Consider the following 22,453-nt stretch of genomic DNA (forward strand, 5'->3'; position numbering starts at 1 on the left):
GGTCTCGTGTCCGGCCACCATCGGGGACCACCCTGATACCGCCCCGAGTGGCCGGATACGGTCAGCTCCAGCGCGCCTGACCGCCGTCGAGGGGGACGGTCGCACCGGTGAGATAACGGGCGCCGTCGCTCACGATCCACGCGACGGCGCGTCCGATGTCCTCCTCGCAATCGCCGATGCGGCGCAGTGGAATGCTCTGGACGAACGCGGCGGCTTCCTCGGGCCGGTTCTCCGTCCACCACTTCAGACCCGGTGACAGGGCGTGCGGGGCGATCGCGTTGACTCGAATGTTGTCCGGTCCCCACTCGGAGGCGGCCGTACGGGTCAGCGACCGGAGCGCTTCTTTGACCGAGGCGTATCCGCCGTAACCGCTGGTGTCCCACCGCACCGCGGCGGAGGTCACCATGTTGACGACGTTGCCGCCACCGCGTTCCTTCATCATCGGATATGCCACCTGCATGGCGTGCAAGGCCGCGATCGGACCGGACGCGTATGCCTTCGCCATCAGTTCGGAGGTGAGGCCGAGCAACGGTCCGATCGGGTTGAGGCTGGCGTTGTTGACCAGGATGTCGAGACCACCGAACACCTCGACGGTCTTGTTGATCGCCGTCGTGATCTGCTCGGTATCGGTGATCTCGCACAGGATCGGTTCGGCGGTGCCGCCGAACGCCCGGATCTGATCCACCGTGTCCACAAGCTTTGCTTCGGTACGGCCGGTGACGGCGATCGACGCGCCCTCCCTGGCGAGCGCGAACGCCACCCCCTGCCCCACGCCCTGCCCTGCGCCGGTGATGAACGCGACCTTGCCCTCGAGTGTGCCCATGGACGACCTTTCTGTGGTGGTGCACGCCGGCGTCGGTGCGGACCGGCGTCATTGCATGCAGTTCGGTATGCAAACAGATCGGTGCGGGGTCGGGCCGCTGGATCCCGGTGATCGGTAACGCGGATGCATGGCCGCCACCCGGTCGATAGAGCGCTCATCACCTACGCTCGGGTACCGAGGCAGCACCGCCCGCGTCGGCACCCCACCTGGAGAACACGATGACCGAGCACGACACGCACGACGGCCCGATCCGTCTCGACGGCGACCTCGCCGTCGCAACCGATGAACAACAGCAACTGGCCGAGTTGAGTGTCCGCGCACTGACCGAACTGCTCGGGAGCGCACCCGAAACCGATGAGGACGGTGACATCGCGATCCCCGTCCATGGCTTCGGGGTGTTCGTCACCGTCGCCGAGGACACGCCGGAACTGCACGTGTGGGCGTCGCTGCTCAGCGAGGTCGCCGGTGGCCCGACCACAGCAGAGCTCGTGACGGAACTGTCGGAGGAGTGGCCACGTCTGCGGTTCGCCGTCCAGCAGGGTCATCTGCTGGTGTCGACGATCCTCGATGCCGACCCGTTCACCCCACAGCATCTGGTGAATCTGGTCGGCGAGATCCACGAACTCACCCACGAACTGGACGACGAATTCGCGGCCCGGTTCGGCGGCGTCCTCGACTGCGACACCGAGGACGACTCGTACGCCGGCGAATGCGGTGGCGGGGGCTGCGGCGACGGCTGCGCGTGCAGCCACGACAGCGAACTCGGAACATCGATCCAGGTCGGGGAACCCGACGCATAGGCAATCCCGGCAGTGCTCACGGACTCGTGTGCCCTTTGGGTCCCTCCAGGGGCCCAAAGGGCACACCGGTCAAATATCGTTGCAGGGTCGGACCGACGATCCGGACGAACTCGTCGGACGGCAGTGACGCAAGCGGCTCCAGTCGCACCAGGTAGCGCGTCACCATGAGCCCCGCCATCTGCGACGCGACCAACTCCACGCGCAGCGGACCGGTGCCGGGCGGATGATCCACGCGGGGAACGATGTCGTCGAAGACGATGTCCAACAAGAAGGTTCGCAGCAGACCCACGTCTCCTCCCCCGCCGATCACGGTGCGGAAGACCGCGATGATCGCATCGCGGTTCGGGGAGTCCCAGACGTCGAGCAACGCACGCGCCAGCCGGGACCCGATCTCGTCGACCGGTCCGTCGCGCACGGGCGCGAGGACGTCGACGGGGTCGACGGGCAGCGCGATCGCCGCGACGAACAGGTCGTGTTTGCTGCCGAAGAAGTGGTGCACCAGCGCGGCATCGACATCCGCACGGGCCGCGACCGCACGGATCGTCGTTTTCACGAAACCATTGGCCGCGAACAGCTCCCGAGCCGAGTCGAGAATGCGGTCGCGACTGCCGGACACGCCCGGGCGCCGACCCGAACGTGACCTTGTCACGGTGTCCGCCGCCGCAGCGTCGCCGCCCCCAGCGACAATCCGGCGAGAACGAAGCCGGCGACCACCACCAGATCGCGCACCATGACGGCGGTGACCCCCGGATGGGTGGCGACCTGCTGCAGCGCCTCGACCGCGTAACTCAGCGGCAGCACATTGCTGATCCACTGCAGCCATTCCGGCAACTGATCGCGCGGAACGAGCAGCCCGCACAGGAGCAGTTGGGGTATGACCAGCACCGGCATAAACTGCACGGCCTGAAACTCGGTGCGCGCGAACGCACTACACAACAGGCCGAGGGAGACTCCGAGCACTGCGTCCAGCACGGCGATGAGGATGACCCACCCGACGTTTCCCAGGGTTGCCAGACCCAGCAACCCGAAGGACACCAGGCACGCCAGGCCCGCCTGCACGGCAGCGGCGAGCGAGAAGGCACTGCCGTACCCGGCAAGCAGATCGAACTTCGCGAGCGGTGTGGTGAGCAGCCGCTCGAGTGTGCCCGACGCGCGTTCGCGCTGCATCGCTATGGACGTGACGAGGAACATCACCACGAACGGCAGGATCCCGAGCATCGTGATCGCGATGCGATCGAACAGGGACGGGCCCACCGGTGGCGCCGGCACATTCCGGTAGATGAAGAACAACAGGATCATCAGCAGACTCGGTACGAACACGATCATCGCGACGGTGCGACGGTCGCCGCGCAACTGCCGCAGTATCCGCGTCGTCGTCGCGGCAAAGATGGTCGCATTCACGCCGCACCTCCCTCGCCGGTCCGGATGAGCCGGAGGAATGCGTCCTCGAGCTGAGATTCGCCGGTCTGCTCCCGCAGTTCACCGGGGGTGAGTTGGGCGAGGACCCTGCCCTCCCGCATCAACAGGAGTCGAGAACAGCGGTCGGCCTCGTCCATCACGTGACTCGAGATCAACAGCGTGACTCCGCGTGCGGCGAGGGAGTGGAAGTGCTCCCAGAGTTCCACCCGCAGCACCGGGTCGAGGCCGACGGTCGGCTCGTCGAGGACGAGTAGTTCCGGATCGCCGACCAGTGCGCACGCCAGGGACACCCGGCCGAGCTGACCACCGGACAGGCTGCCCGCGTGTTGTTTCGCGTGGCTGCCCAGTCCGACGGCCGCGATCGTCTCGTCGACGACCGCGCCGGATGTGCCGTACAGGACGGCGAAATAGGTGACGTTCTCGGCGACCGTCAGATCGAGGTAGACACTCGGTGCCTGCGTCACATATCCGACCCGCCGACGCAGACTCACGTCCCCGGCGGGCCGGTCCAGCACGGTCACCGTGCCGGATTCGACGATCTGGGTGCCGACGACGCATCGCATCAGCGTGGTTTTACCGCAACCCGACGGTCCGAGCAGGCCGGTAATCGAGCCTCTCGGGATTGTGACGCTGACGCCCTCGAGCGCGCGGTGCGGACCACGCCGGACGTTCAGGTCACGGATGTCGACGGCCGGTGAGGAGTGGTTCATCAGGACTCAATTCATCAGGTGATGAAATCATCGTCCGTTGAATTGTGCGCCTCGCCTCTGGTGACCGTCAACCCCACATGCGGACCGGTCAATCCCTGATTCTCACGGGCCACAGCCGTACCATCGATCCCATGAACCACCGTCGCATCGCCGTCGCCGCCATCGCCGCCGCCGCGGCCCTGACCGTCGCAGGGTGCGCCGACGCGCAGAGCCCCGCACCGCCCGCCTCGGCCGGCACGATACCCACCACCGCCACCGGGCCCGCAGAATCGGCGAACCTGCCGGTGGACGCCACCGACAAGTCGGCGCAGCCGGAGCCGGGTTCCACGCTCACCGTCACCGACATCCGCACCGGCGTCCACGACGGATTCGACCGCGTGGTGTACGAACTCGGCGGCACCGGCGCCCCCGGTTGGCGCGTCGGCTACGTCGACCGTGCCGTGCAGGACGGCAGCGGCAACGACGTTCCGGTTGCGGGCGGCGCGATCCTGCAGGTACTCATCGACGGCTCCGCGTACCCGTTCGACAGCGGCGTCGACCCGTACGCGGGACCGCAGCCGGTGCTCGCGGCGCCGGGCGGCTCGGTCGTCGAAGTCAACGGCGCCGGCGTGTTCGAGGGTGTCACCCAGTCGTTCATCGGAATCGCCGAGCCGGGCACGGCGTTCTCGGTCTATTCGCTCACCGGCCCGACCCGGCTCGTGATCGACGTGGCGCGCTGAGGAGGCGGAACAGCCAGGCGAGCACCACCACCCGTTCCCACGGGCGACCCCCTCGCGCGACCGCGATCAGTACCGCATCGCGTGCAGAATCGCGCCGACAGCCAAGGTGACGAGCAACGCCAGCGGGAGCGCCAGCATCGACACAACCGAACCCACACCGATGTGGCGCACACGCCCCGGGACGAGGCAGCACCCGAGACCGAGAACCGACGGAAGAGCCAGCGCGATCCAACCGAATTCGCGGGGCACCCAGAACGGTACGGTCATCTGCACCATGAGGCCGACGACCACACCGATGAGACTCGCCGGACCGAACACTCGTCCGGCCACCGACCGGGCCGCCCCCTCCGCTACCACTACCGCACCACCAGGATCACTCCGCCGTACACCGCGACCAGTGAGCCCACCGCCACCCCCATCGCAATCCCCGCGCGGACCCGCGACGCGGTCCGCATCGACACCACCGAGGCGAGCGGCATCAGAATCGCCGCGGCAGCCACCAACGCCGCGAGCAGTTCACGTTCACCTGCATCACCCATCCGGAATCCGTCGACGAAGGCTATGCCGATCGCGCTCACCAGTGCGAGCGTGATCGGCACCGTCACCGTCGCTGTACCCCAGTACAGCCCGTCGGTGGCAACGCGGGGTTTCAACAACTTCGGAACCGCACCGGTCATAATTCCAATTCCCCCCGCTCAACGGACGACGCGTAGCGCCCTTCCGGCTCCCCTCCGGCGGGGCGACACTACCACCACGACCATGCATGCCGCGCGACCCTGCTGGAAGGGCCTGAGGGAACGACCCTGTAGGGCGGAGGTGTCGCCAACTACCCTTGACCTCGAGCCTGCTCGAGGTTCTACCGTCGGGGCAACGAGAGAGGGAGGCTCCGCGAGATGAGCATGGAAGTCACCGCGTGGAACGCGATGTACAACGCGATGCACGCCAACAACGACAGGCGGCCGTTCTCCCGCGAGAGCCTGCGCAGGATCGGGACATTCGCCCGGCCGCATCGCCGCAATATTTCCTTCTACCTGGTACTCAGCGTCGTCATCGCGGCACTCGGTGTGGCAACTCCCGTACTGGCGGGCCGGGTCGTCAACGCCATCGTCGATCATGCGGCGTTGTCCGTGATCGTCGGGCTGGCGGTGCTCATCGCGGGCATCGCGATCGTCGAGGCCGGGCTCGCGATCGTCAACCGCTGGCTGTCGGCGAGCATCGGCGAGGATCTGATCCTGGACCTGCGCACGACCGTGTTCGATCACGTCCAGCGGATGCCCATCGCGTTCTTCACCCGCACCCGCACCGGCGCGCTGGTCAGTCGGCTGAACAACGACGTGATCGGCGCACAACGCGCCTTCAGCGATACCCTGTCCGGCGTCGTCGGCAACATCGTCACCCTCGCGATCACACTGGTGGTGATGTTCGGGATCTCCTGGCAGATCACGCTTCTCGCATTGCTGATGCTGCCAATTTTCGTGATTCCGGCGCGGCACATGGGGACTCGACTCGCACGGCTCAGTCGTGAAGCCGCCAACCATAATTCGGTGATGAGCACCCAGATGACCGAGCGGTTTTCCGCTCCGGGCGCCACGCTGGTCAAGCTGTTCGGACGGCCCGACCACGAATCCACCGAGTTCGCGGTCCGCGCTCGTCGCGTCCGCAACATCGGGGTTCGCACGGCGATGCTGCAGTCCGTTTTCGTCACCGCGCTGACTCTCGTCTCCGCGCTCGCGCTGGCACTCGTCTACGGTCTCGGCGGCTTCTACGCACTGCGCGGCCAACTGGACGCCGGATCGGTGGTGGCGATGGCGATGCTGCTGACCCGCCTGTATTCACCGCTCACCGCGCTGGCCAGCGCACGGATGGACGTCATGAGCGCGATGGTCAGCTTCGAGCGGGTCTTCGAGGTGCTCGACCTGAAGCCGCTGATCGTCGAGGCGCCCGACGCCCGCGCGGTACCACCGGGGCCGGTATCGGTGGAGTTTCGCGACGTGAGATTCGCGTACCCGTCCGCCGACAAGGTGTCGTTGGCGTCGCTGGAGGAGGTCGCGGTGCTCGATACCCGCGGCGGCGACACCGTGTTGCACGACATCGACTTCCGGGTGGAACCGGGACAGATGGTCGCATTGGTCGGCTCGTCCGGTGCCGGAAAATCGACGGTCGCCCAACTCATTCCACGGCTGTACGACGTGGATGCGGGGCAGGTACTGCTGGGCGGGATCGACGTACGCGACCTGACGGCCGCGTCGATCCGGGGCACGGTCGGTCTCGTCACGCAGGACGGGCACCTGTTCCACGAGTCGGTCCGGGCGAATCTGACACTGGCCCGGCCCGGTGCCGCCGAGGACGAGTTGTGGGACGCGCTGCGGCGGGCCAGGCTGAACGAACTCATCGCGTCGCTGCCCGACGGCCTCGACACCGTGGTCGGTGAGCGCGGCTACCGCCTCTCGGGTGGCGAACGCCAGCGGTTGACGATCGCGCGTCTGTTGCTCGCGCAACCGCGTGTCGTGATTCTCGACGAGGCGACCGCGCACCTGGACTCGACGTCCGAGGCGGCGGTGCAGGAAGCGCTGACCGAGGCGCTGGCCGGACGCACATCGGTGGTCATCGCACACCGGTTGTCGACGATTCGGGCTGCCGATCAGATCCTGGTCGTGGAAGAGGGGCGCATCGTCGAGCGGGGCACGCACACCGAACTGCTCGCGACGGGCGGGCGGTACGAACAGCTCTATCGCACCCAGTTCGCTGATTCAGGACCGAAGTCGTCCGCAATGGAATCGATACTGGGAACATGAGCATCCCCACAGAAGCCGACCTACTTCTCCGAGTCCTGACCAACCAGCAGGACGCCTTCCGCAATGCGATGTCCGGTCTCACCGAGGAGCAGGTGCGCTCCGCGCCCAGCGCATCGTCGATGAGCCTGGCATCGCTGCTCGCCCACGTCACCGACGGCGCAGTCGCCACCGCCGACCACCTGGCCGGAACCAACAGCCGCGCCGACGACCCCACCGAAGCGTGGATGTCCGCCTGGCAGGTCGCCGACGACGCGACCGTCGCCGATCAGATCGCCGCGCTCGACGCGGCCGCCGCCCGGCTCGAACAACTGGTCCGCGACCAACCCGGCCTCGACCACGTCGTGGACATCCCGGACGAGGTCGCCCGGTATCTGAGCCAGGGAATGCCGTTCACGGTGCGGTTCCTGCTGGTCCACCAGATCGAGGAGTGGGCGCGCCACGCCGGCCACGCGGACATCATCCGCGAGTCGATCGACGGTGCGCCCGCCGACAGCCTCGCCGGCCGCACCTGGTGATCGACCCGGTCGGCCGCGACCACCAGGGCGCCCCTCGCACGCCGCAGGGGGCGTGAACCGGTGGAACGTCAGTCGCGACCGCCGTATCCGCCGCCGCTGCGCCCACCCTGTCCGTGGCCCCCACGGTCGTTGCGGTCGCTGCGATGGGTGAAGTCGCCACCCCGATCCTTGAAGTCCCCGCGGTCCTTGAAGTCACCACGGTCCTTGAAACCACGGCTCTGCTTGTCGCCGAAGTCCTTTCGGCCACCGCGGTCGCCCCACTCCTTCTTGTGACCACCGTACTGACGGTCGCTGCTGCGACGCTCGCCGCGGTCCTCACGGGGCTTGTACGACGACGGCCGACCCGTCGGGGCACCCGAGTCGGGCTGCAGCTGGATGAGCACTCCGGAGATCCGGGTCGCCCGCAGCGCGTCGAGGGTCTGCGCCGACAGGTCCTTGGGCAACTCGACGAGGCTGTGATCGGCACGGATGCTGATGTGCCCGAAGTCGCTGCGGCGCAGACCGCCCTCGTTGGCGATGGCGCCGACGATCGCGCCCGGCTGCACGCGGTGCCGCTTGCCGACGGCAATGCGGTAGGTGACCAACTCCTGGCCGTCGCGGCCGACGCGGGACGCTCCGTCGTCGTCGAACCGGCGCGGAGGACGCTCCCGCGGCTCGCGCTCGCGGCGCGGCGGAGCGACCGGCTCCGGCTCGTTCTCCATGAGGAACGAATCCCCGTCACGCGAGAGCACGGCCAGCGCGGCGGCGATGTCGGCGAGCGGAACATCGTGCTCGCGCTCGTAGTCCTCGATGAAGGTGCGGAACAACTGCAGGTGATCCGAGGTGAGGGCCTCGGTGATCCCGTCGTTGAACTTGGACACCCGTTGCGCGTTGACGTCCTCGACGGTGGGCAACTGGATCTCGGTGAGCGGCTGCCGGGTGGCCCGCTCGATGGACTTGAGCAGATGCCGCTCGCGCGGCGCGACGAACAGCAGTGCGTCGCCGCTGCGCCCGGCACGACCGGTGCGGCCGATCCGGTGAACATACGACTCGGTGTCGTGCGGGATGTCGTAGTTCACGACATGGCTGATGCGTTCGACGTCGAGACCGCGCGCGGCGACGTCGGTCGCGACGAGGATGTCGAGGGCACCGCTCTTGAGCTGACCGATCGTCCGCTCACGCTGCGCCTGCACGATGTCGCCGTTGATCGCGGCGGCCGAGAACCCCCGGGCGCGCAATCGTTCGGCGAGATCCTCGGTGGCCTGCTTGGTCCGGACGAAGATGATCATCGCCTCGAACGTCTCGACCTCGAGGATGCGGGTCAGTGCGTCGAGCTTGCGCTGGTGCGACACCAGCACCCAGCGCTGCGAGATGTTCGACGAAGTCGTGGTCTTCGACTTGACCGTGATCTCTTCGGGGTCGTTGAGGTACTGCTTCGACAACCGGCGGATCGCCCCGGGCATCGTGGCGGAGAACAAGGCGACCTGTTTGGTGTCCGGGGTGTCGGCGAGGATCCGCTCGACGTCCTCCTGGAAACCCATCGTGAGCATCTCGTCGGCCTCGTCGAGGACGAGGAACTCGAGCTCCGAGATGTCGAGGGTGCCCTTGGAAAGGTGATCGATCACACGTCCCGGGGTGCCGACGATGACCTGCGCACCGCGCCGCAGCCCCGACAGCTGCACACCGTACGCCTGGCCCCCGTAGATGGGCAGCACGTGCAGCCCGGGGATATGCGCGGAATACTTACCGAAAGCCTCCGCGACCTGCAGCGCAAGCTCGCGAGTCGGTGCCAGGATGAGCGCCTGGGGGCGCTTCTTCGAGGTGTCGATCCGAGACAGAATCGGCACGGCGAAGGCAGCAGTCTTGCCGGTACCGGTCTGCGCGAGACCGACGACGTCCCGTCCCGCCAGCAGCGGCGGGATGGTGGCCGCCTGGATCGGCGACGGAGATTCGTAGCCCACATCCGAAAGCGCTTGCAGCACACGAGCATCGATGTCTAGATCGGCGAACGTGAGGGGGGCGGAATCGGCGTCGGGGTCTTGCACAGTATCACTCATTTGACCTGCAGTTTATCGGATGAGTGTCGTCGACCCCGAATCTTTGACATACCGACCTCCGTCCGGCGCCCTCGAATCGCCCCGTCGGCCGAGGTGGCCCTTGCCGCCGACGAGTCTCGAAGTGTGAGTTGGCACACTGAACCCGTTCTCGTTTCAGACCGAAAGGACGACCCGGTGTCGGAACCCGTCAGCATCCCCACCCACTGGTACAACATCGCCGGCGACCTGCCCATCGCTCCGCCGCCGCACCTGCACCCCGGCACCAGGGAACCGATCACCGCGGACGATCTCGCCCCGCTGTTCGCGAAGGGCCTGATCGAGCAGGAACTGTCGACCGAGACGAACATCGAGATCCCCGAGCCGGTCCGCGAGGCCTACCGCAGCTACCGCACCACCCCGCTGATCCGGGCGCGCGCGTTCGAGCAGGCACTGGGCACCCCCGCCCGCATCTACGTCAAATACGAGGGGGTGAGCCCGGTCGGCAGCCACAAGGTCAATTCGGCGGTCGCGCAGGCGTACTACAACTCGATCGACGGCGTCACCCGGCTCACCACCGAAACCGGGGCCGGCCAGTGGGGATCCGCCCTGTCCTTCGCATGCGCGAAGTTCGGCATCGACCTCGAGGTGTGGCAGGTCCGCGCGTCGTACGATTCCAAGCCCTACCGCCGATTCCTCATCGAAACGTACGGCGGCACCGTGCACGCCAGCCCGTCCGAACTCACCGATGCGGGCCGGCAGGTCCTCGCCGATCATCCGGACACCCCCGGCTCCCTCGGTATCGCCGTGTCCGAAGCCGTCGAGGTCGCGGTGAAGGACCCGGCGGCCCGCTACACCCTCGGTAGCGTGCTCAACCACGTCGTACTGCACCAGACGGTCATCGGCCTCGAGGCCGTCGCCCAGTTGCGGGCCGCCGGTGAGGAGAACGCCGACGTCGTGTTCGGCTGCGCCGGGGGCGGCTCGAACCTCGCGGGTCTGGCGTTTCCGTTCATCCGCGAGGTGCTGCACGAACGCGCGGCCACGCGCGTGGTGGCCGTCGAACCGGCGGCGTGCCCGTCCATCACCCGGGGCGAGTACCGGTACGACCACGGCGACATCGCGGGGCTGACGCCGCTGCTCAAGATGCACACCCTCGGCCAGGACTTCATTCCCGACCCGATCCACGCGGGTGGCCTGCGCTATCACGGCATGGCGCCGCTGCTCAGCCACACCGTCGAACTCGGGTACGTCGAAGGACAGGCGGTTCCCCAGACCGAGGCGTTCGCCGCCGCCGTGCAGTTCGCACGCACGGAAGGCATCGTGCCCGCGCCCGAGTCGGCGCACGCGATCGCCGCGGCCGCAGCGTACGCGAAGGGACTGAACGATCCGGAGGTCGTCGTGATCGGCCTGTCCGGGCACGGACAGCTCGATCTGCCCGCCTACCACGCCTACCTGTCGGGCGACCTGGCCTGACGGCACTTGCCACCCACCGGCGTCGGGTTTCGGCGCTCATACTGGAGTCGTGCGCTATGCCGGACGTGAGGAGGCCGGGCGGCAACTTGCCCGCTCGGTCCGGCACCTGCGCGATGCCCAGCCGGTGGTGCTGGCGCTGCCCCGCGGCGGAATACCGGTGGCACGGGAGGTCGCGCGGGAACTCGATGCCCCACTCGACGTGCTCGTGGTCCGCAAACTCGGCGTGCCCTGGCAACCGGAACTCGCAATGGGCGCGATCGCGGAGGGCGGTGCCCGCATCCTCAACGCGGACGTCCTGCGGCGCGGGCGGATCGACGACGAGTCCGTCGCCCGGGTCGAGGACCGTGAACGGATCGAACTCGACCGGCGGGCGCGGTTGTTGCGCGACGACCGTGCCCGGATTCCGATCACGGACCGCACGGTCGTTCTCGTCGATGACGGTCTGGCCACCGGAGCGACCGCCGTCGCGGCATGCCTGGCCGCCCGCGCGCAGGGTGCGGAACGGATCGTCGTGGCGGTGCCGGTCGCCTCACCCGACGCGATTCGTCGGTTGCTGACGGTCGCGGACGACGTCATCTGTCCGGTGTGCCCGGCCGATCAGGACAGCGTCGGGGCGGCCTACACCGATTTTCACCAATTGACCGATTCGGAAGCCGCCGAACTGCTGAAATCGCCGTGACCAGCGCAATTGGCTACTGACGAGTTACCGCAGGATTCGGACGTAACGGAAGTCACCCGCGACACGCCTCGAAATAACGCCTAACGGGCGCCGAGACAGGTGCAAAACGCTGCGACCTGTGATGCAATGCACATCCCAAGCAATAACGATGGAGGGGTCAGCAGTGAGTGAGATTTCGGTGCCACAGACGTTCTCGATTCCCGAGGACGCCTCGATGGCGGATTCCGTCTTCCGGCACGAGAAGGAGTCCCCGAACTTCGTGCCGTTCGAGCGATACGTCGACGGCACCTGGGTCAAGGTCACCGCGAAGGAATTCGCCGACCAGGTCCGGGCGGTCGCGAAAGGACTGATCGCGTCGGGCATCGAGCTCGGCGACCGCGTCGCGCTCCTCTCGTCCACGCGCTACGAATGGGTGCTGCTCGACTACGCCATCTGGACCGCGGGCGGGTGCACCGTCGCGATCTACGAGACGTCCTCCGCGGACCAGTCGCAGTGGATCCTCGAGGACTCCGGTACGTCGCTGCTCATCGTCGAGAACGACGAGCTCGCCGAAGTCGTCAAGGAGGTCGCCGACAGCGCACCGACCGTCCGTGAGGTTCTCCGCATCGTCGCAGGCGACGGTGGTAAGAGCGCCGTCGACGAACTCGTCGCCCGCGGCGCCGCCATCACCGACGAGCAGGTGGAGGAACGTCGCAAGGCGGTCACTGCGGACTCCGCAGCGACGCTCATCTACACCTCCGGCACCACGGGTCGCCCCAAGGGTGTGCAACTCAAGCACCGCAACCTGTACGCCGAGTCGGCCGCCGCGACCGTCCAGCTTCCGGACGCGCTCGTCCCTGGCAAGCGGACCCTGCTGTTCCTGCCGCTCGCCCACGTGTTCGCACGGCTGATTTCGTTCGCGGCGTTCGACAACAAGGTCACCGTGGCGCACACCTCGGACCTGACCTCGCTGCTCGACCTGTTCGCCTCCTTCAAACCGGACTTCATCCTGTCTGTGCCGCGGGTGTTCGAGAAGGTCTACAACTCGGCCAAGCAGAAGGCCTACGACGGCGGCAAGGGCGGCATCTTCGAGAAGGCGTCGGCGACCGCCATCGAATACAGCCAGGCACTCGAGACCGGCGGCCCCGGAATCGGCCTCAAGATCAAGCACGCCGTGTTCGACAAGCTCGTCTACGGCAAGCTGCGTGCCGCACTCGGCGGCAATGCGACGCAGGCGGTCTCCGGCGGTGCCGCGCTCGGCGCACGTCTCGGCCACTTCTTCCGCGGCATCGGCGTCAACGTGCTCGAAGGCTACGGCCTCACCGAAACCACCGGCGGTGTCATCATGAACACTCCGGGACATCAGAAGGTCGGCTCGGTCGGGCGCCCGTTCAACGGCCACTCGGCGAAGATCGCCGAGGACGGCGAACTGCTGCTCAAGGGCCCGGTCGTGTTCGACGGCTACTGGAAGAACGACAAGGCGACCGCCGAGTCCATCATCGACGGCTGGTTCCACACCGGCGACATCGGCGTCATCGACGCCGACGGCTTCATCTCGATCACGGGCCGCAAGAAGGAACTCATCGTCACCGCGGGCGGCAAGAACGTCGCGCCGGCCGTGTTGGAGGACTCGCTGCGCGCGCATCCGCTGATCAGCCAGGTCATCGTCGTCGGAGACGCCAAACCGTTCATCGGCGCGATCATCACCCTCGACCCGGAGGTTCTGCCCGGCTGGAAGGAACGCAACAACGTTCAGCCGGACACCACCGTCGCGGATCTGATCAAGAACGCCGATCTGATCGCCGAAATCGACACCGCGGTCGCCGACACCAACAAGAAGGTGTCCAAGGCCGAGGCCATCAAGAAGTACCGGATCCTCGACGTCGACTTCACCGTCGAATCCGGTGAGCTGACACCGACGCTCAAGCTCAAGCGCAACATCATCCACGAGGTGCACGGCGACGCGATCGCCTCGATCTACAACTGATCGGCGCCGAAATGACTCGGCCCGTGCGTGTTTCGAACACGCACGGGCCGAGTCGTCTCGACCGACGCTCAGGCCACGAAATGCGCGATGTCTCGGGTGACCGTCCGATACGCGGGCTCGTGCAGCAGGTCGTGCCCGGCGTCGACGTATTCACGCAGCACGAGTCCCGGCACGGTCGCGGCCCACGCACGGACCGGGTCGATCGGAGCGAGCCGGTCGTCGACACCGTGAACCGCGAACACCGGCAGCGCAGCGGCTTCGAGGACGCCCGAGGTGGCGGGCCCGATCGCACTGCGCGGCGTCCCGCACAACACGACCCGGTCGAAGCGTGAAGCGTCGGTGCGCAGCAGAGCGAGAACCGTCGCGGCACCGAGTGAATGTCCCATCACAGCCAGCGGGACGCCTCCCGCCTCGGCCAGCGCGGCAACGGACGCGAGATCCGCGGCGTGTGCGGTGACATCGCCGGGCACATCCGGTGGCCCCTCCGACAGCCCGTGTCCGGCCAGGTCGATACCCCACAGTGCGATGCCGTGGACCGCAAGGCCCGCCGCGAACCTGTGGTAGTGCCCGGTGTGCTGGCCCATGCCGTGGGCGAACACGATCGCGGCGTCAGCCGCGTCCGTGTTCCACGATCGGTAGTGGATTCGGCCCGTGGCCCCGGCGATGAACGGCATGAGGTTCATTGTCCCCGGTGCGTGGTTTCGGCAGTCCCCGCCGCCGAAGTGCACGGCCTACCAGCAGTGGCCCTCGCCCCGATAGGTCGGGACGGTGTGTCGCGAACCGTCCTCGTCGATCAGATGCACGTGCGTGAACCGCTCGCACAGCTCACCGGCCTTGGCATGCCGCAGCCAGACGCGGCCGCCGATCGGGATGTCCGCGGCGCTGCACCCGGCGACCGGCGTCTGCACTTCCCCGGCACCCTCGTTGCGCAACAGCCGCAGACCCGCGGGCCACACCGGCTTCGGGACTCGCGACGCTCCGGCGGGCCCGGAGGCGATGTATCCACCGCCGAACAGGGTGGTGATCGCGGGCGTCGGCTTGCGCACGGCGGACAGCGCGAAGAACAACGCGGGATTCGGGGTGAACGAACGGTAGCGGTCGAACAGGGTCGGCACGTACAGGCCCGACCCGGCAGTCACCTCGGTGACGACCGGATCTCCGGAACTCACCTCGAGCGAGCCGGTTCCCCCACTGTTGACGATCTCGAGTTCGCCGGCAGTGGCGCGCACCGCGTCGACGACGACGCGTCGACGGGTCGCCAGTTCGTGCGCCGAGAGTCGCTTGACCAGTCGCACCGGCGGCGAACTGTCGGGCAGGCCGGCGATCTGCGCCTCGTAGAACATGACTCCGACGACCGCGAATCCGGCGGTGGTCGCGCACCGCGTGAGCTGCGCGGCGTCGTCCGGACCGCGCAGCGGTGAACGTCGCACACCCAGGTGCACAGGGCCGAAACGCAACGACGCGTCGATATCGAGACACACTCGCGGACGCACCCGTGCGCTACCGAGCGCGTCGCGGATCACCCCGAGCTGGGCGGTGGAATCGATCATCAGCGTGATCGATTCCAGGGCGACGGGTCGCGAGGCCAGCTCGGCGAGCGCACCACGGTCGACCGTCGGATAGCCGAGGAGCACGTCGCGGGCACCACACTCGGTCAGCCACAACGCTTCACGCAGCGAATACGCCATGATGCCGCGGAAGGCACCGGTGGAGCCGGTCAGATCCGTACCCAGCACTTCCTCGAGGACCGCGCGGCAGCGTACGGATTTGCTCGCCACCCGAACGGGTGTGCCGCCCGCCCGCCGGAGCAGGTCGGCGGCGTTGCTGCGTACCGTGGCCAGGTCGGCGGCGGCGAAGGGAGGATCGAGGTCGGCAGTCGCGGTGTCGAGTCGATCCAGGGGCGAAATCACGGCGGGTCCAATCGTCGGGTCACGGGTGGAACCAGTCGAACACCCGAATGGACGATTGTCCAGATCGACACCGATCGGTCACTGCCGCGCGACCGCGCGAGCCGCGATGATTCCTGCCATGTCGTCGAGTTCCGCAACAATGAACTCGCTGTCGCGATCGACGAGCCAGCGCAACACCAGACCGTCGATCATCGCCAGCGCCACCTTGGCGACGTCCTCGATCGGTTCGGTCCACGCCATCCCGGCGCGATCGGCGCTGTCCGCGAGGAATCGGCAGGCCTCCGAGTCCATGATTCGATACTGCTCGGTCGCGATCCGGCCGCCGAAGCCGGACTCGGCGGCCCGCTGCCGCAGGGAGTAGGTGGTGATCTCGTAGGTCAGGATCTGACGATTCGCGGTCGCCTCGATCATCGGCCACATCGCGTTGAGCCCGGCGTGCAGCATTTGCCGGAGTCCGCGCGCGCCCTGCGGGTCGGGGCCGTCGTGCGGCAGGTCGAACGCGACGTGCATCGCCTCACTGAGCTGGCGGACGAGGGTCTCCCCCATCGCGACGACGAGCGCTTCCTTGCTGTCGAAGCAGTAGTGCACCACGCCGAGGGATACACCGGCATTCTCCGCGACCGCCCGGACCGTGACTCCGCCGACACCCCCGCGCTCGGCGAGGTCGAGTGCGGATTCGATGAGCTGGGCGCGACGCTCGTCCGCGGGCAACCGGTTCAGCATTCCCCGATCGTAGAGGTTCGCGGCCGCCGTCGCGGGGAACGCGACATCCCCGCAACACTTGACCTGGACGCTTGTCCAATAGGACGATGTGCGTCATGGCAACCTGGCGCAACTGGGCACGCACCGAGCACGCGACTCCTCGCGCATTCGACACCCCCTCGAACGCGGCCGAGGTCGCGGCCGTCATCACCGGCGCCGCCGAGCGCGGCCTTCGAGTCAAGGCAGTCGGCGCCGGACATTCCTTCACCGGCGTCGCCGTCACCGACGGCGTCCTCGTCTCACTCGACGCGATCTCCGGGATCGAACGGGTCGAACCGACCGCGACCGGCGCCCTCGTCACCGTCGGCGCAGGCACTCGTCTGCACGACCTCAACCGTCTGCTGTGGTCCCACGGACTGGCGCTCGCGAATCTCGGCGACATCGACGTCCAGTCCATCGCCGGCGCCGTCTCCACCGGAACCCACGGCACCGGGGCAGGCTTCGGCGGGCTCGCCACCCAGGTGCGGGCGGTCACGATCGTGCTTGCCGACGGACGCACCGTGCACTGCTCCGCCACCGCGGAGCCCGAACTGTTCGAGGCGGCCCGGCTCGGCGTCGGCTCGATCGGCGTCCTGACCTCGATGACCTTCGACTGCGTCCACGCCTACCGGTTGCGCGCGGCCGAGGCGCCCGCGACCCTCACCGACACCCTCGCGGTGCTCGACGACGACCGGCTCGGGGTGGACCATTTCGAGTTCTACTGGTTCCCGCACACCGATCGGGTTCTCACCAAACGCAACACCCGGATCGACGGCGCCGAACCGACCGAGCCGATCGGACGGCTCCGCGGCTTCGTCGACGACGAACTTCTCGCCAACGGCATGTTCGGCGCGCTTCAGCATCTCGGGGCGCAGGCACCGAGCCTGATCCCTCGGATCAACGACGTCGCCGGTCGCGCCCTGTCGCCTCGCGTGTTCACCGACCGCAGCTACGCGGTGTTCGCCTCCCCCCGGCGCGTGCGGTTCCGGGAGATGGAATACGCGATCCCGGTGGATGCGCTGCCCGGTGTACTCGCCGATATCGGCAGCAGCCTCGAGCGCACCGGCAGGCGGGTCTCGTTCCCTGTCGAAGTGCGATTCGCCGCCGCCGACGACGTGTGGTTGTCCACCGCGCACGGTCGCGACACCGCGTACGTTGCGGTGCACGAGTTCCATCGACGCGATCACCGCGACTATTTCGCTGCCGTCGAAGAGATCGTGCGCGGCGTCGACGGCCGGCCACACTGGGGCAAGCTGCACGAGCGCGCCGCGGACGATCTGCGCCCCGCCTACCCGAGGTTCGACGACTTCCTGGCGGTACGCGACCGGGTCGACCCGGACGGGATGTTCACCAATCCCTATCTCGAGCGGGTGTTCGGCCGTTAAAGATGTTCGGCCGTTAAAGAAAGGCCGCGTCGAGCGAGTTCCGCACCAGAATCCGACGCTCGGCGTCGGTCAGCCCCAGCCCGGTGTGCAGTGCCGCGACGTTGTCGTCGAGGTAGCCGCCGAAGTAGGCGGGATCATCGGAATTGACGGTGACCAGCAGTCCCGCGTCGAGCATCCGGCGCAACGGGTGCTTCTCGATCGAATCAACCACTCCCAGAAGCACATTCGACAGCGGGCAGACGGTGAGTGGAACCTGTTCATCGACGAGCCGCGCCACCAACGCGGGATCCTCGAGCGACCGGATGCCGTGGTCGATACGTTCCGCGCCGAGCAGATCCAGGGCCTGCCACACGTAGCCCGGCGGTCCTTCCTCGCCGGCATGCGCGACGACGTGCAGGCCCTCCGCTCGGGCACGGGCGAACACGTCCTCGAACAACGACGGCGGGTAGCCGATCTCGGCGGAATCGAGGCCGAGGCCGATGATCGGGGCACGCAGTCTCAGCAACTCACCGAATACCTCGCCCGCCTCGTGCACCGGCCGGTCCCGCACGATCGATGCGATCATCGCGGCGTCGACTCCGAACTCCCGAATGCTTCCGGCGACGGCGTCGGCCAGCCCGTCGACCACGTCTCGCAGGGGGACGCCGCGGCTCGTGTGGGCCTGCGGATCGAAGAAGAACTCGGCGCGGGTCACACCCGCGCGGGCCGCGCGGGTCAGATCGGCGAAATCCTGCGCCGTGCGCAGAACCTGCATGTTGGCGTAGTACAACTTCAGGAACGATCCGAGATCGGTGAAGTCGTATCGGGAACGCAGATCCGCGAGGTCCCGGTACGGCAGGCGCACTCCATTGCGTTCGGCGAGCGCGAAGATCAGTTCGGGTTCGAGAGTGCCCTCGATGTGCACGTGCAGTTCGGCGCTCATATGTTCTGCTTCTCTCGCGCCTCGGCGCACCGCGGTGCCCGCCCGTACCGATCCGGGCGGACACCGCCGGTACCGATCTAGGCGGACACCGCCGGTACCGATCTAGGCGGACACCGCCGGTGTCAGCGGCCCTTCCAAACGGGGGCCCGCTTCTCGGCGAACGCGGTCGCTCCTTCACGAGCGTCCTCCGACACGAACACCGGAGCGGCGATCTCCAACTGCTTCTCGAACGCCTCGTCGGACGACCAGTCCGCCGCCTTGGCGACGATCTGCTTGGTCGCGGCGATCGCGAGCGGACCGTTGGCGGTGATCCGCTCGGCGAGCGCGAGAGCACCGTCGAGCGCCCCACCCTGTTCGGTGAGTGTGTTGACGAACCCGAAGCCGTGCGCGTCCTCGGCGGTGAACGTGTCGCCGGTCAGGGCAAGCTCGAGGGCCTTCTGGTACGGAATACGTGTCGGCAGGCGCAGCAGGCCACCGGCACCGGCGACGAGCCCACGCTTGACCTCGGGAATCCCGAACTTGGCTCCCTTGGCGGCGACCACAAGGTCGGTGGCCAGCACCAGTTCGGTACCGCCCGCGAGCGCGAAGCCTTCGACCGCGGCAATCAGCGGCTTGCGCGGCGGCGCCTCGGTGAAGCCGAGCCCCTTGCCCGGGACCAGCACGTTCTCACCCGCGACCCACGCCTTGAGGTCCATACCCGCGCAGAAGTTGCCGCCCGCGCCGGTGAGGATGCCCACCGACACGTCGTCGTCACCGTCGAGCTGGTCGATCGCGTCGGCGAGCGCATGGCTCACGGCAGCGTTGACGGCATTGCGCGCGTCGGGCCGATTGATGGTGATGATCAGGACTCGACCGCGACGCTCGAGCAAAACCTCGTCGGACATGTGCGTGTACCTCCACTGAGCGAATCGGATGCGCCGACCCGGCGTGGGTCACGGCGTATCAGGTGTATACCGGAGTCCACCACACTTCACGTCACCCGTACCGCTAGCTGGGTGACGAAGCCGTCGTCGTCGATCTGCACCTGGTCGCCGGTGCGGAACCAACCGTCGCCGAATGTGTCGGCGGTGGACTGCGGGTCGTTCCAGTACCGCCGGGCCACGCTCGGCCCGCGGCACAATAGTTCGCCGACGCCACGCTCCGCGTCGGGACCGAACAGCGCGACCTCCATCCCACCGAACGGAATCCCGACGCTGCGAGGGTGTCGTTTCCGGAACTCGGTGGGCAGCACCAGCCCGATGCCGCCGGTCTCGGCGACACCCCAGCCGCGCACACATCGGGCGGTCGGGAACGACGCACGCAGATGCCGCCACGGAACCCGGATTCCGCGCGCACCTGCGGCGACGACGGTGCCACCGACCGACAGGGTGGGCAGCAGTTGCACACCACATCCGACGGCGGTGGGCAACGGCGCGGTGATGACGGTGCGTGCGCCACCGATACCCAGATCCATCGCATGAACGACCGCTTCGATGGTCGACAGGATGTTCTCGTTGCTCAGTTCGACGCCGTGCAGACCGCCACCGCATTTGCGCACGTAGTACAGCAACGCCAGTTCGTCGGGCGAGGCACCACCGTCGAGAAACGCGACCCCGTCGGGCAGCGTCCCGTCGAGCACGGTCAGCGCACCGCTGTCGGCGACGACCCAACTGATTTCGGCGGCGCTGCACGTCGGATCCGGCAGGACGGGGACACCGCCCGCGAGGACTACACCGAGAAACGCGTGGAGCCAGTCGAAACCGTTGGGCAAGTGCACGACGACGCGGTCCGCCGGTCCCACTCCCTGGTCCAGCAGACCGCCGGCCACCCGGGCAGCAGCGGCCCACATCTCGCGGTAGGTGACGGTACGACCCGTCCGGTCGACGGCGGCGGTGCGCTGCGAGAACCGCAGCGCGCTCCGATCGAGAAGCTCGGCCAGGCACGGCTCGAGGCCTTCGTAGCGGAAGACGCCCGCCCGCCGGGTGACTCGGTCGTCGCGCAGCCATTCGGCACCACCTGAGAACTGCACCAACGCCGGCAACATCGCCACCTCCGATCGTCTGCGTGCCTCGCACTATATGGCGTGCATCACATTCCGGGGTGGGTTCGGCGTGCTCAACCGCGCCGGGCGTCCGCAGTGTCCGGATCTGTGTCCACGCCCCGCTGCACCTGACTCGGAGGCCGGGCGAAGAACAGTGACGCGGCGAACCCGACGATCAGCACCGCCGCGGGCAACCACATCGATTGCGCCATCGCCGTCGAGAACGAATCGTGCAACTGCTCCGGCAGCACCCCCGTCCCCATCTCGGAACCGCCCCCACCGATTCCCTCCGCGGCGAGCCTCGAGGTCATGATCGCGCCGATGGCGGCGCTGCCGAGGACCGCGCCGATCTGCCGGTCGGTGTTGTAGACACCGGAACCTGCACCCGCCTGGTGCGGGGCCAGACGGTTCGTCGCGGTCGCCGACAGCGGCGACCAGATCCCCGTCATGGCGATCCCCATCAGAGCGGACGGCAACAGCAGCGACCAGATCGGCGAATCCGGTGTCATCACCGCAGCCATCCACAACAACGCGACCGCCAACAGCGCGAAACCGGTTCCCGCGATGTAACGCGGATGCACCCGATCGACGAGACGGCCGACGAACGGCGCCAGAATGCCGGTGAACAACGCCATCGGCACCATCAGCAACGCCGAACCGGTCGGGCTGAGCCCGCGCACCGCCTGCGTATAGAACATCAGCGGCAGTGTCATTGCGGTGACCGCGAAACCGATCGACACGATCCCGATGTTCGCGAGCGAGAAGTTGCGGTCCCGGAACAACTCGAGCGGTACCAGCGGCTCGCCGCGCATCCGCCCCTGATAGAGGACGAACACCACCAGCAGCACCACCCCTCCCGCGATGAGACCCCACACCACCGCGGACCAGTCGTACGTGTTGCCTTCCTGGATGCCGAACACCAGCAGGAACATGCCGATGCCGCTGAGCACAACCCCGACCAGATCGAATTTGTGCGGGTGCGTTTCCAGGTCCGGAACCAGGCGCACCGCCACCACGAACGCGAGGACGCCGACCGGGACGTTGATGAAGAAGATCCACTCCCAGCCGAGCCAGTCGACAAGGCCACCACCGGCCAGCGGCCCGACGAGGGTGGCGACACCGGCCACCGCACCCCACATGCCCATCGCGGCACCGCGCCGGGCAGGCGGAAAAATCCGGGTGATGACCGCCATCGTCTGCGGTGACATCAGTGACGCGCCCAACCCCTGGAATACCCGGGCCAGGATGAGTACCTCTATGGTGCCGGACAGACCGCACCACAGCGATGCGAGGGTGAACAGCACCAGGCCCGCCAGGTACACCCGCTTGGGTCCGTATTTGTCGCCGAGCCGGCCGGTGACCAGCAACGGCACCGCGTACGCCAGCAGATACGCGCTGGTCACCCACACGACGGAGTTGATGTCGGCGTGCAGTTCGCGCAGGATCACCGGATTCGCGACCGCCACGATGGTGCCGTCGACCATGATCATGAAGAAGCCGAGGCACAGCGCCCACAGCGCCGGCCACGGCTCGGTCCTGGTGCTCCCGATCTCGGCGCTCACGA

Annotated in this window: 22 protein-coding genes; 8 read left to right on the top strand and 14 right to left on the bottom strand. The window is 67.6% G+C overall.

Going from position 1 to position 22,453, the window contains the following annotated elements; translation table 11 throughout:
* Positions 1-61: 61 nt before the first annotated feature.
* The gene (locus WAX14_RS24325; protein WP_422630605.1) at positions 62-823 is read right to left on the bottom strand and encodes an SDR family NAD(P)-dependent oxidoreductase; all 762 of its coding nucleotides are present in this window, start codon (positions 821-823) and stop codon (positions 62-64) included.
* Between the two features lie 218 nt (positions 824-1,041).
* On the opposite strand from WAX14_RS24325, the gene WAX14_RS24330 reads away from it, so the two are divergent.
* A complete protein-coding gene (locus WAX14_RS24330; RefSeq protein WP_422630606.1) occupies positions 1,042-1,623 on the top strand; it encodes a T3SS (YopN, CesT) and YbjN peptide-binding chaperone 1 in 582 nt (193 codons plus the stop codon).
* A 16-nt stretch (positions 1,624-1,639) separates the two neighbouring features.
* On the opposite strand, the gene WAX14_RS24335 is transcribed toward WAX14_RS24330, so the two are convergent.
* Genes WAX14_RS24335 through WAX14_RS24345 form a run of 3 tightly spaced genes read right to left on the bottom strand, consistent with a single transcriptional unit; the run spans position 1,640 to position 3,752 of the window.
* Complete coding sequence (locus tag WAX14_RS24335) at positions 1,640-2,311, bottom strand: TetR family transcriptional regulator (protein ID WP_422630634.1); 672 nt, start codon at positions 2,309-2,311, stop codon at positions 1,640-1,642.
* Positions 2,269-3,024: an ABC transporter permease gene (locus WAX14_RS24340; RefSeq protein WP_422630607.1), complete on the bottom strand. Its 756-nt coding sequence runs from the start codon at positions 3,022-3,024 to the stop codon at positions 2,269-2,271. The genes WAX14_RS24335 and WAX14_RS24340 overlap by 43 nt, the downstream gene beginning before the upstream one ends.
* Positions 3,021-3,752, bottom strand: a complete 732-nt coding sequence (locus tag WAX14_RS24345) for an ABC transporter ATP-binding protein (protein WP_422630608.1) — start codon at positions 3,750-3,752, stop codon at positions 3,021-3,023. The genes WAX14_RS24340 and WAX14_RS24345 overlap by 4 nt, the downstream gene beginning before the upstream one ends.
* Positions 3,753-3,883: 131 nt before the next feature.
* Between WAX14_RS24345 and WAX14_RS24350 the strand changes: the two genes are divergently transcribed.
* Positions 3,884-4,471, top strand: coding sequence for an AMIN-like domain-containing (lipo)protein (locus WAX14_RS24350; RefSeq protein WP_422630609.1), 588 nt, complete (start codon positions 3,884-3,886; stop codon positions 4,469-4,471).
* A gap of 66 nt (positions 4,472-4,537) precedes the next feature.
* Here the strand turns inward: WAX14_RS24350 and WAX14_RS24355 are convergent, their stop codons facing one another.
* Together WAX14_RS24355 and WAX14_RS24360 are read right to left on the bottom strand one after the other, a co-directional pair.
* The gene (locus WAX14_RS24355; protein ID WP_422630610.1) at positions 4,538-4,828 is read right to left on the bottom strand and encodes a hypothetical protein; all 291 of its coding nucleotides are present in this window, start codon (positions 4,826-4,828) and stop codon (positions 4,538-4,540) included.
* On the bottom strand, positions 4,828-5,148 hold the full coding sequence (locus WAX14_RS24360; RefSeq protein ID WP_422630611.1) for a hypothetical protein: 321 nt from the start codon (positions 5,146-5,148) through the stop codon (positions 4,828-4,830). Before WAX14_RS24360 ends, WAX14_RS24355 begins: the two co-directional genes overlap by 1 nt.
* A 216-nt stretch (positions 5,149-5,364) precedes the next feature.
* Here WAX14_RS24360 and WAX14_RS24365 point away from each other — a divergent pair, with 216 nt between their 5' ends.
* Positions 5,365-7,266 (top strand): ABC transporter ATP-binding protein, encoded by a 1,902-nt coding sequence (locus WAX14_RS24365; protein ID WP_422630612.1) that lies wholly within the window; start codon positions 5,365-5,367, stop codon positions 7,264-7,266.
* Positions 7,263-7,781, top strand: a complete 519-nt coding sequence (locus tag WAX14_RS24370; RefSeq protein ID WP_422630613.1) for a DUF664 domain-containing protein — start codon at positions 7,263-7,265, stop codon at positions 7,779-7,781. Before WAX14_RS24365 ends, WAX14_RS24370 begins: the two co-directional genes overlap by 4 nt.
* A gap of 68 nt (positions 7,782-7,849) precedes the next feature.
* Here WAX14_RS24370 and WAX14_RS24375 read toward each other — a convergent pair whose 3' ends face one another.
* Positions 7,850-9,817 carry a DEAD/DEAH box helicase gene (locus WAX14_RS24375; protein ID WP_422630614.1) on the bottom strand — a complete coding sequence of 656 codons (1,968 nt, stop codon included), beginning with the start codon at positions 9,815-9,817 and terminating at the stop codon, positions 7,850-7,852.
* A 174-nt stretch (positions 9,818-9,991) separates the two neighbouring features.
* Here WAX14_RS24375 and WAX14_RS24380 point away from each other — a divergent pair, with 174 nt between their 5' ends.
* The 3 genes from WAX14_RS24380 (at position 9,992) to WAX14_RS24390 (ending at position 13,911) form a co-directional block, all read left to right on the top strand.
* On the top strand, positions 9,992-11,266 hold the full coding sequence (locus WAX14_RS24380) for a TrpB-like pyridoxal phosphate-dependent enzyme (RefSeq protein WP_422630615.1): 1,275 nt from the start codon (positions 9,992-9,994) through the stop codon (positions 11,264-11,266).
* A 49-nt stretch (positions 11,267-11,315) separates the two neighbouring features.
* A complete protein-coding gene (locus WAX14_RS24385; protein ID WP_422630616.1) occupies positions 11,316-11,945 on the top strand; it encodes a phosphoribosyltransferase in 630 nt (209 codons plus the stop codon).
* Positions 11,946-12,108: 163 nt separating this feature from the next.
* Complete coding sequence (locus tag WAX14_RS24390) at positions 12,109-13,911, top strand: AMP-dependent synthetase/ligase (RefSeq protein ID WP_422630617.1); 1,803 nt, start codon at positions 12,109-12,111, stop codon at positions 13,909-13,911.
* A 68-nt stretch (positions 13,912-13,979) separates the two neighbouring features.
* On the opposite strand, the gene WAX14_RS24395 is transcribed toward WAX14_RS24390, so the two are convergent.
* From WAX14_RS24395 to WAX14_RS24405, 3 genes are all read right to left on the bottom strand, one after another.
* Positions 13,980-14,585, bottom strand: coding sequence for an alpha/beta hydrolase (locus WAX14_RS24395; RefSeq protein ID WP_422630618.1), 606 nt, complete (start codon positions 14,583-14,585; stop codon positions 13,980-13,982).
* Positions 14,586-14,642: 57 nt separating this feature from the next.
* Positions 14,643-15,821, bottom strand: a complete 1,179-nt coding sequence (locus tag WAX14_RS24400; RefSeq protein ID WP_422630619.1) for an amino acid deaminase/aldolase — start codon at positions 15,819-15,821, stop codon at positions 14,643-14,645.
* A 78-nt stretch (positions 15,822-15,899) separates the two neighbouring features.
* Positions 15,900-16,544 (bottom strand): TetR/AcrR family transcriptional regulator, encoded by a 645-nt coding sequence (locus WAX14_RS24405; RefSeq protein WP_422630620.1) that lies wholly within the window; start codon positions 16,542-16,544, stop codon positions 15,900-15,902.
* 95 nt (positions 16,545-16,639) lie between these two features.
* Between WAX14_RS24405 and WAX14_RS24410 the strand changes: the two genes are divergently transcribed.
* Positions 16,640-17,947, top strand: coding sequence for a D-arabinono-1,4-lactone oxidase (locus tag WAX14_RS24410; RefSeq protein ID WP_422630621.1), 1,308 nt, complete (start codon positions 16,640-16,642; stop codon positions 17,945-17,947).
* Positions 17,948-17,960: 13 nt separating this feature from the next.
* Here WAX14_RS24410 and add read toward each other — a convergent pair whose 3' ends face one another.
* The 4 genes from add to WAX14_RS24430 all read right to left on the bottom strand — a co-directional run bounded on the left by add (position 17,961) and on the right by WAX14_RS24430 (position 22,451).
* Positions 17,961-18,869, bottom strand: coding sequence for an adenosine deaminase (gene add / locus WAX14_RS24415; protein ID WP_422630622.1), 909 nt, complete (start codon positions 18,867-18,869; stop codon positions 17,961-17,963).
* Between the two features lie 122 nt (positions 18,870-18,991).
* Positions 18,992-19,753, bottom strand: coding sequence for a crotonase/enoyl-CoA hydratase family protein (locus WAX14_RS24420; protein ID WP_422630623.1), 762 nt, complete (start codon positions 19,751-19,753; stop codon positions 18,992-18,994).
* Between the two features lie 86 nt (positions 19,754-19,839).
* On the bottom strand, positions 19,840-20,892 hold the full coding sequence (locus WAX14_RS24425; RefSeq protein ID WP_422630635.1) for a class I adenylate-forming enzyme family protein: 1,053 nt from the start codon (positions 20,890-20,892) through the stop codon (positions 19,840-19,842).
* A gap of 71 nt (positions 20,893-20,963) precedes the next feature.
* Positions 20,964-22,451, bottom strand: a complete 1,488-nt coding sequence (locus WAX14_RS24430) for an MFS transporter (RefSeq protein ID WP_422630624.1) — start codon at positions 22,449-22,451, stop codon at positions 20,964-20,966.
* Positions 22,452-22,453: the final 2 nt, after the last annotated feature.

It is taken from the genome of Rhodococcus sp. (in: high G+C Gram-positive bacteria) (genome assembly GCF_049299235.1).
GTDB lineage: Bacteria > Actinomycetota > Actinomycetes > Mycobacteriales > Mycobacteriaceae > Rhodococcus.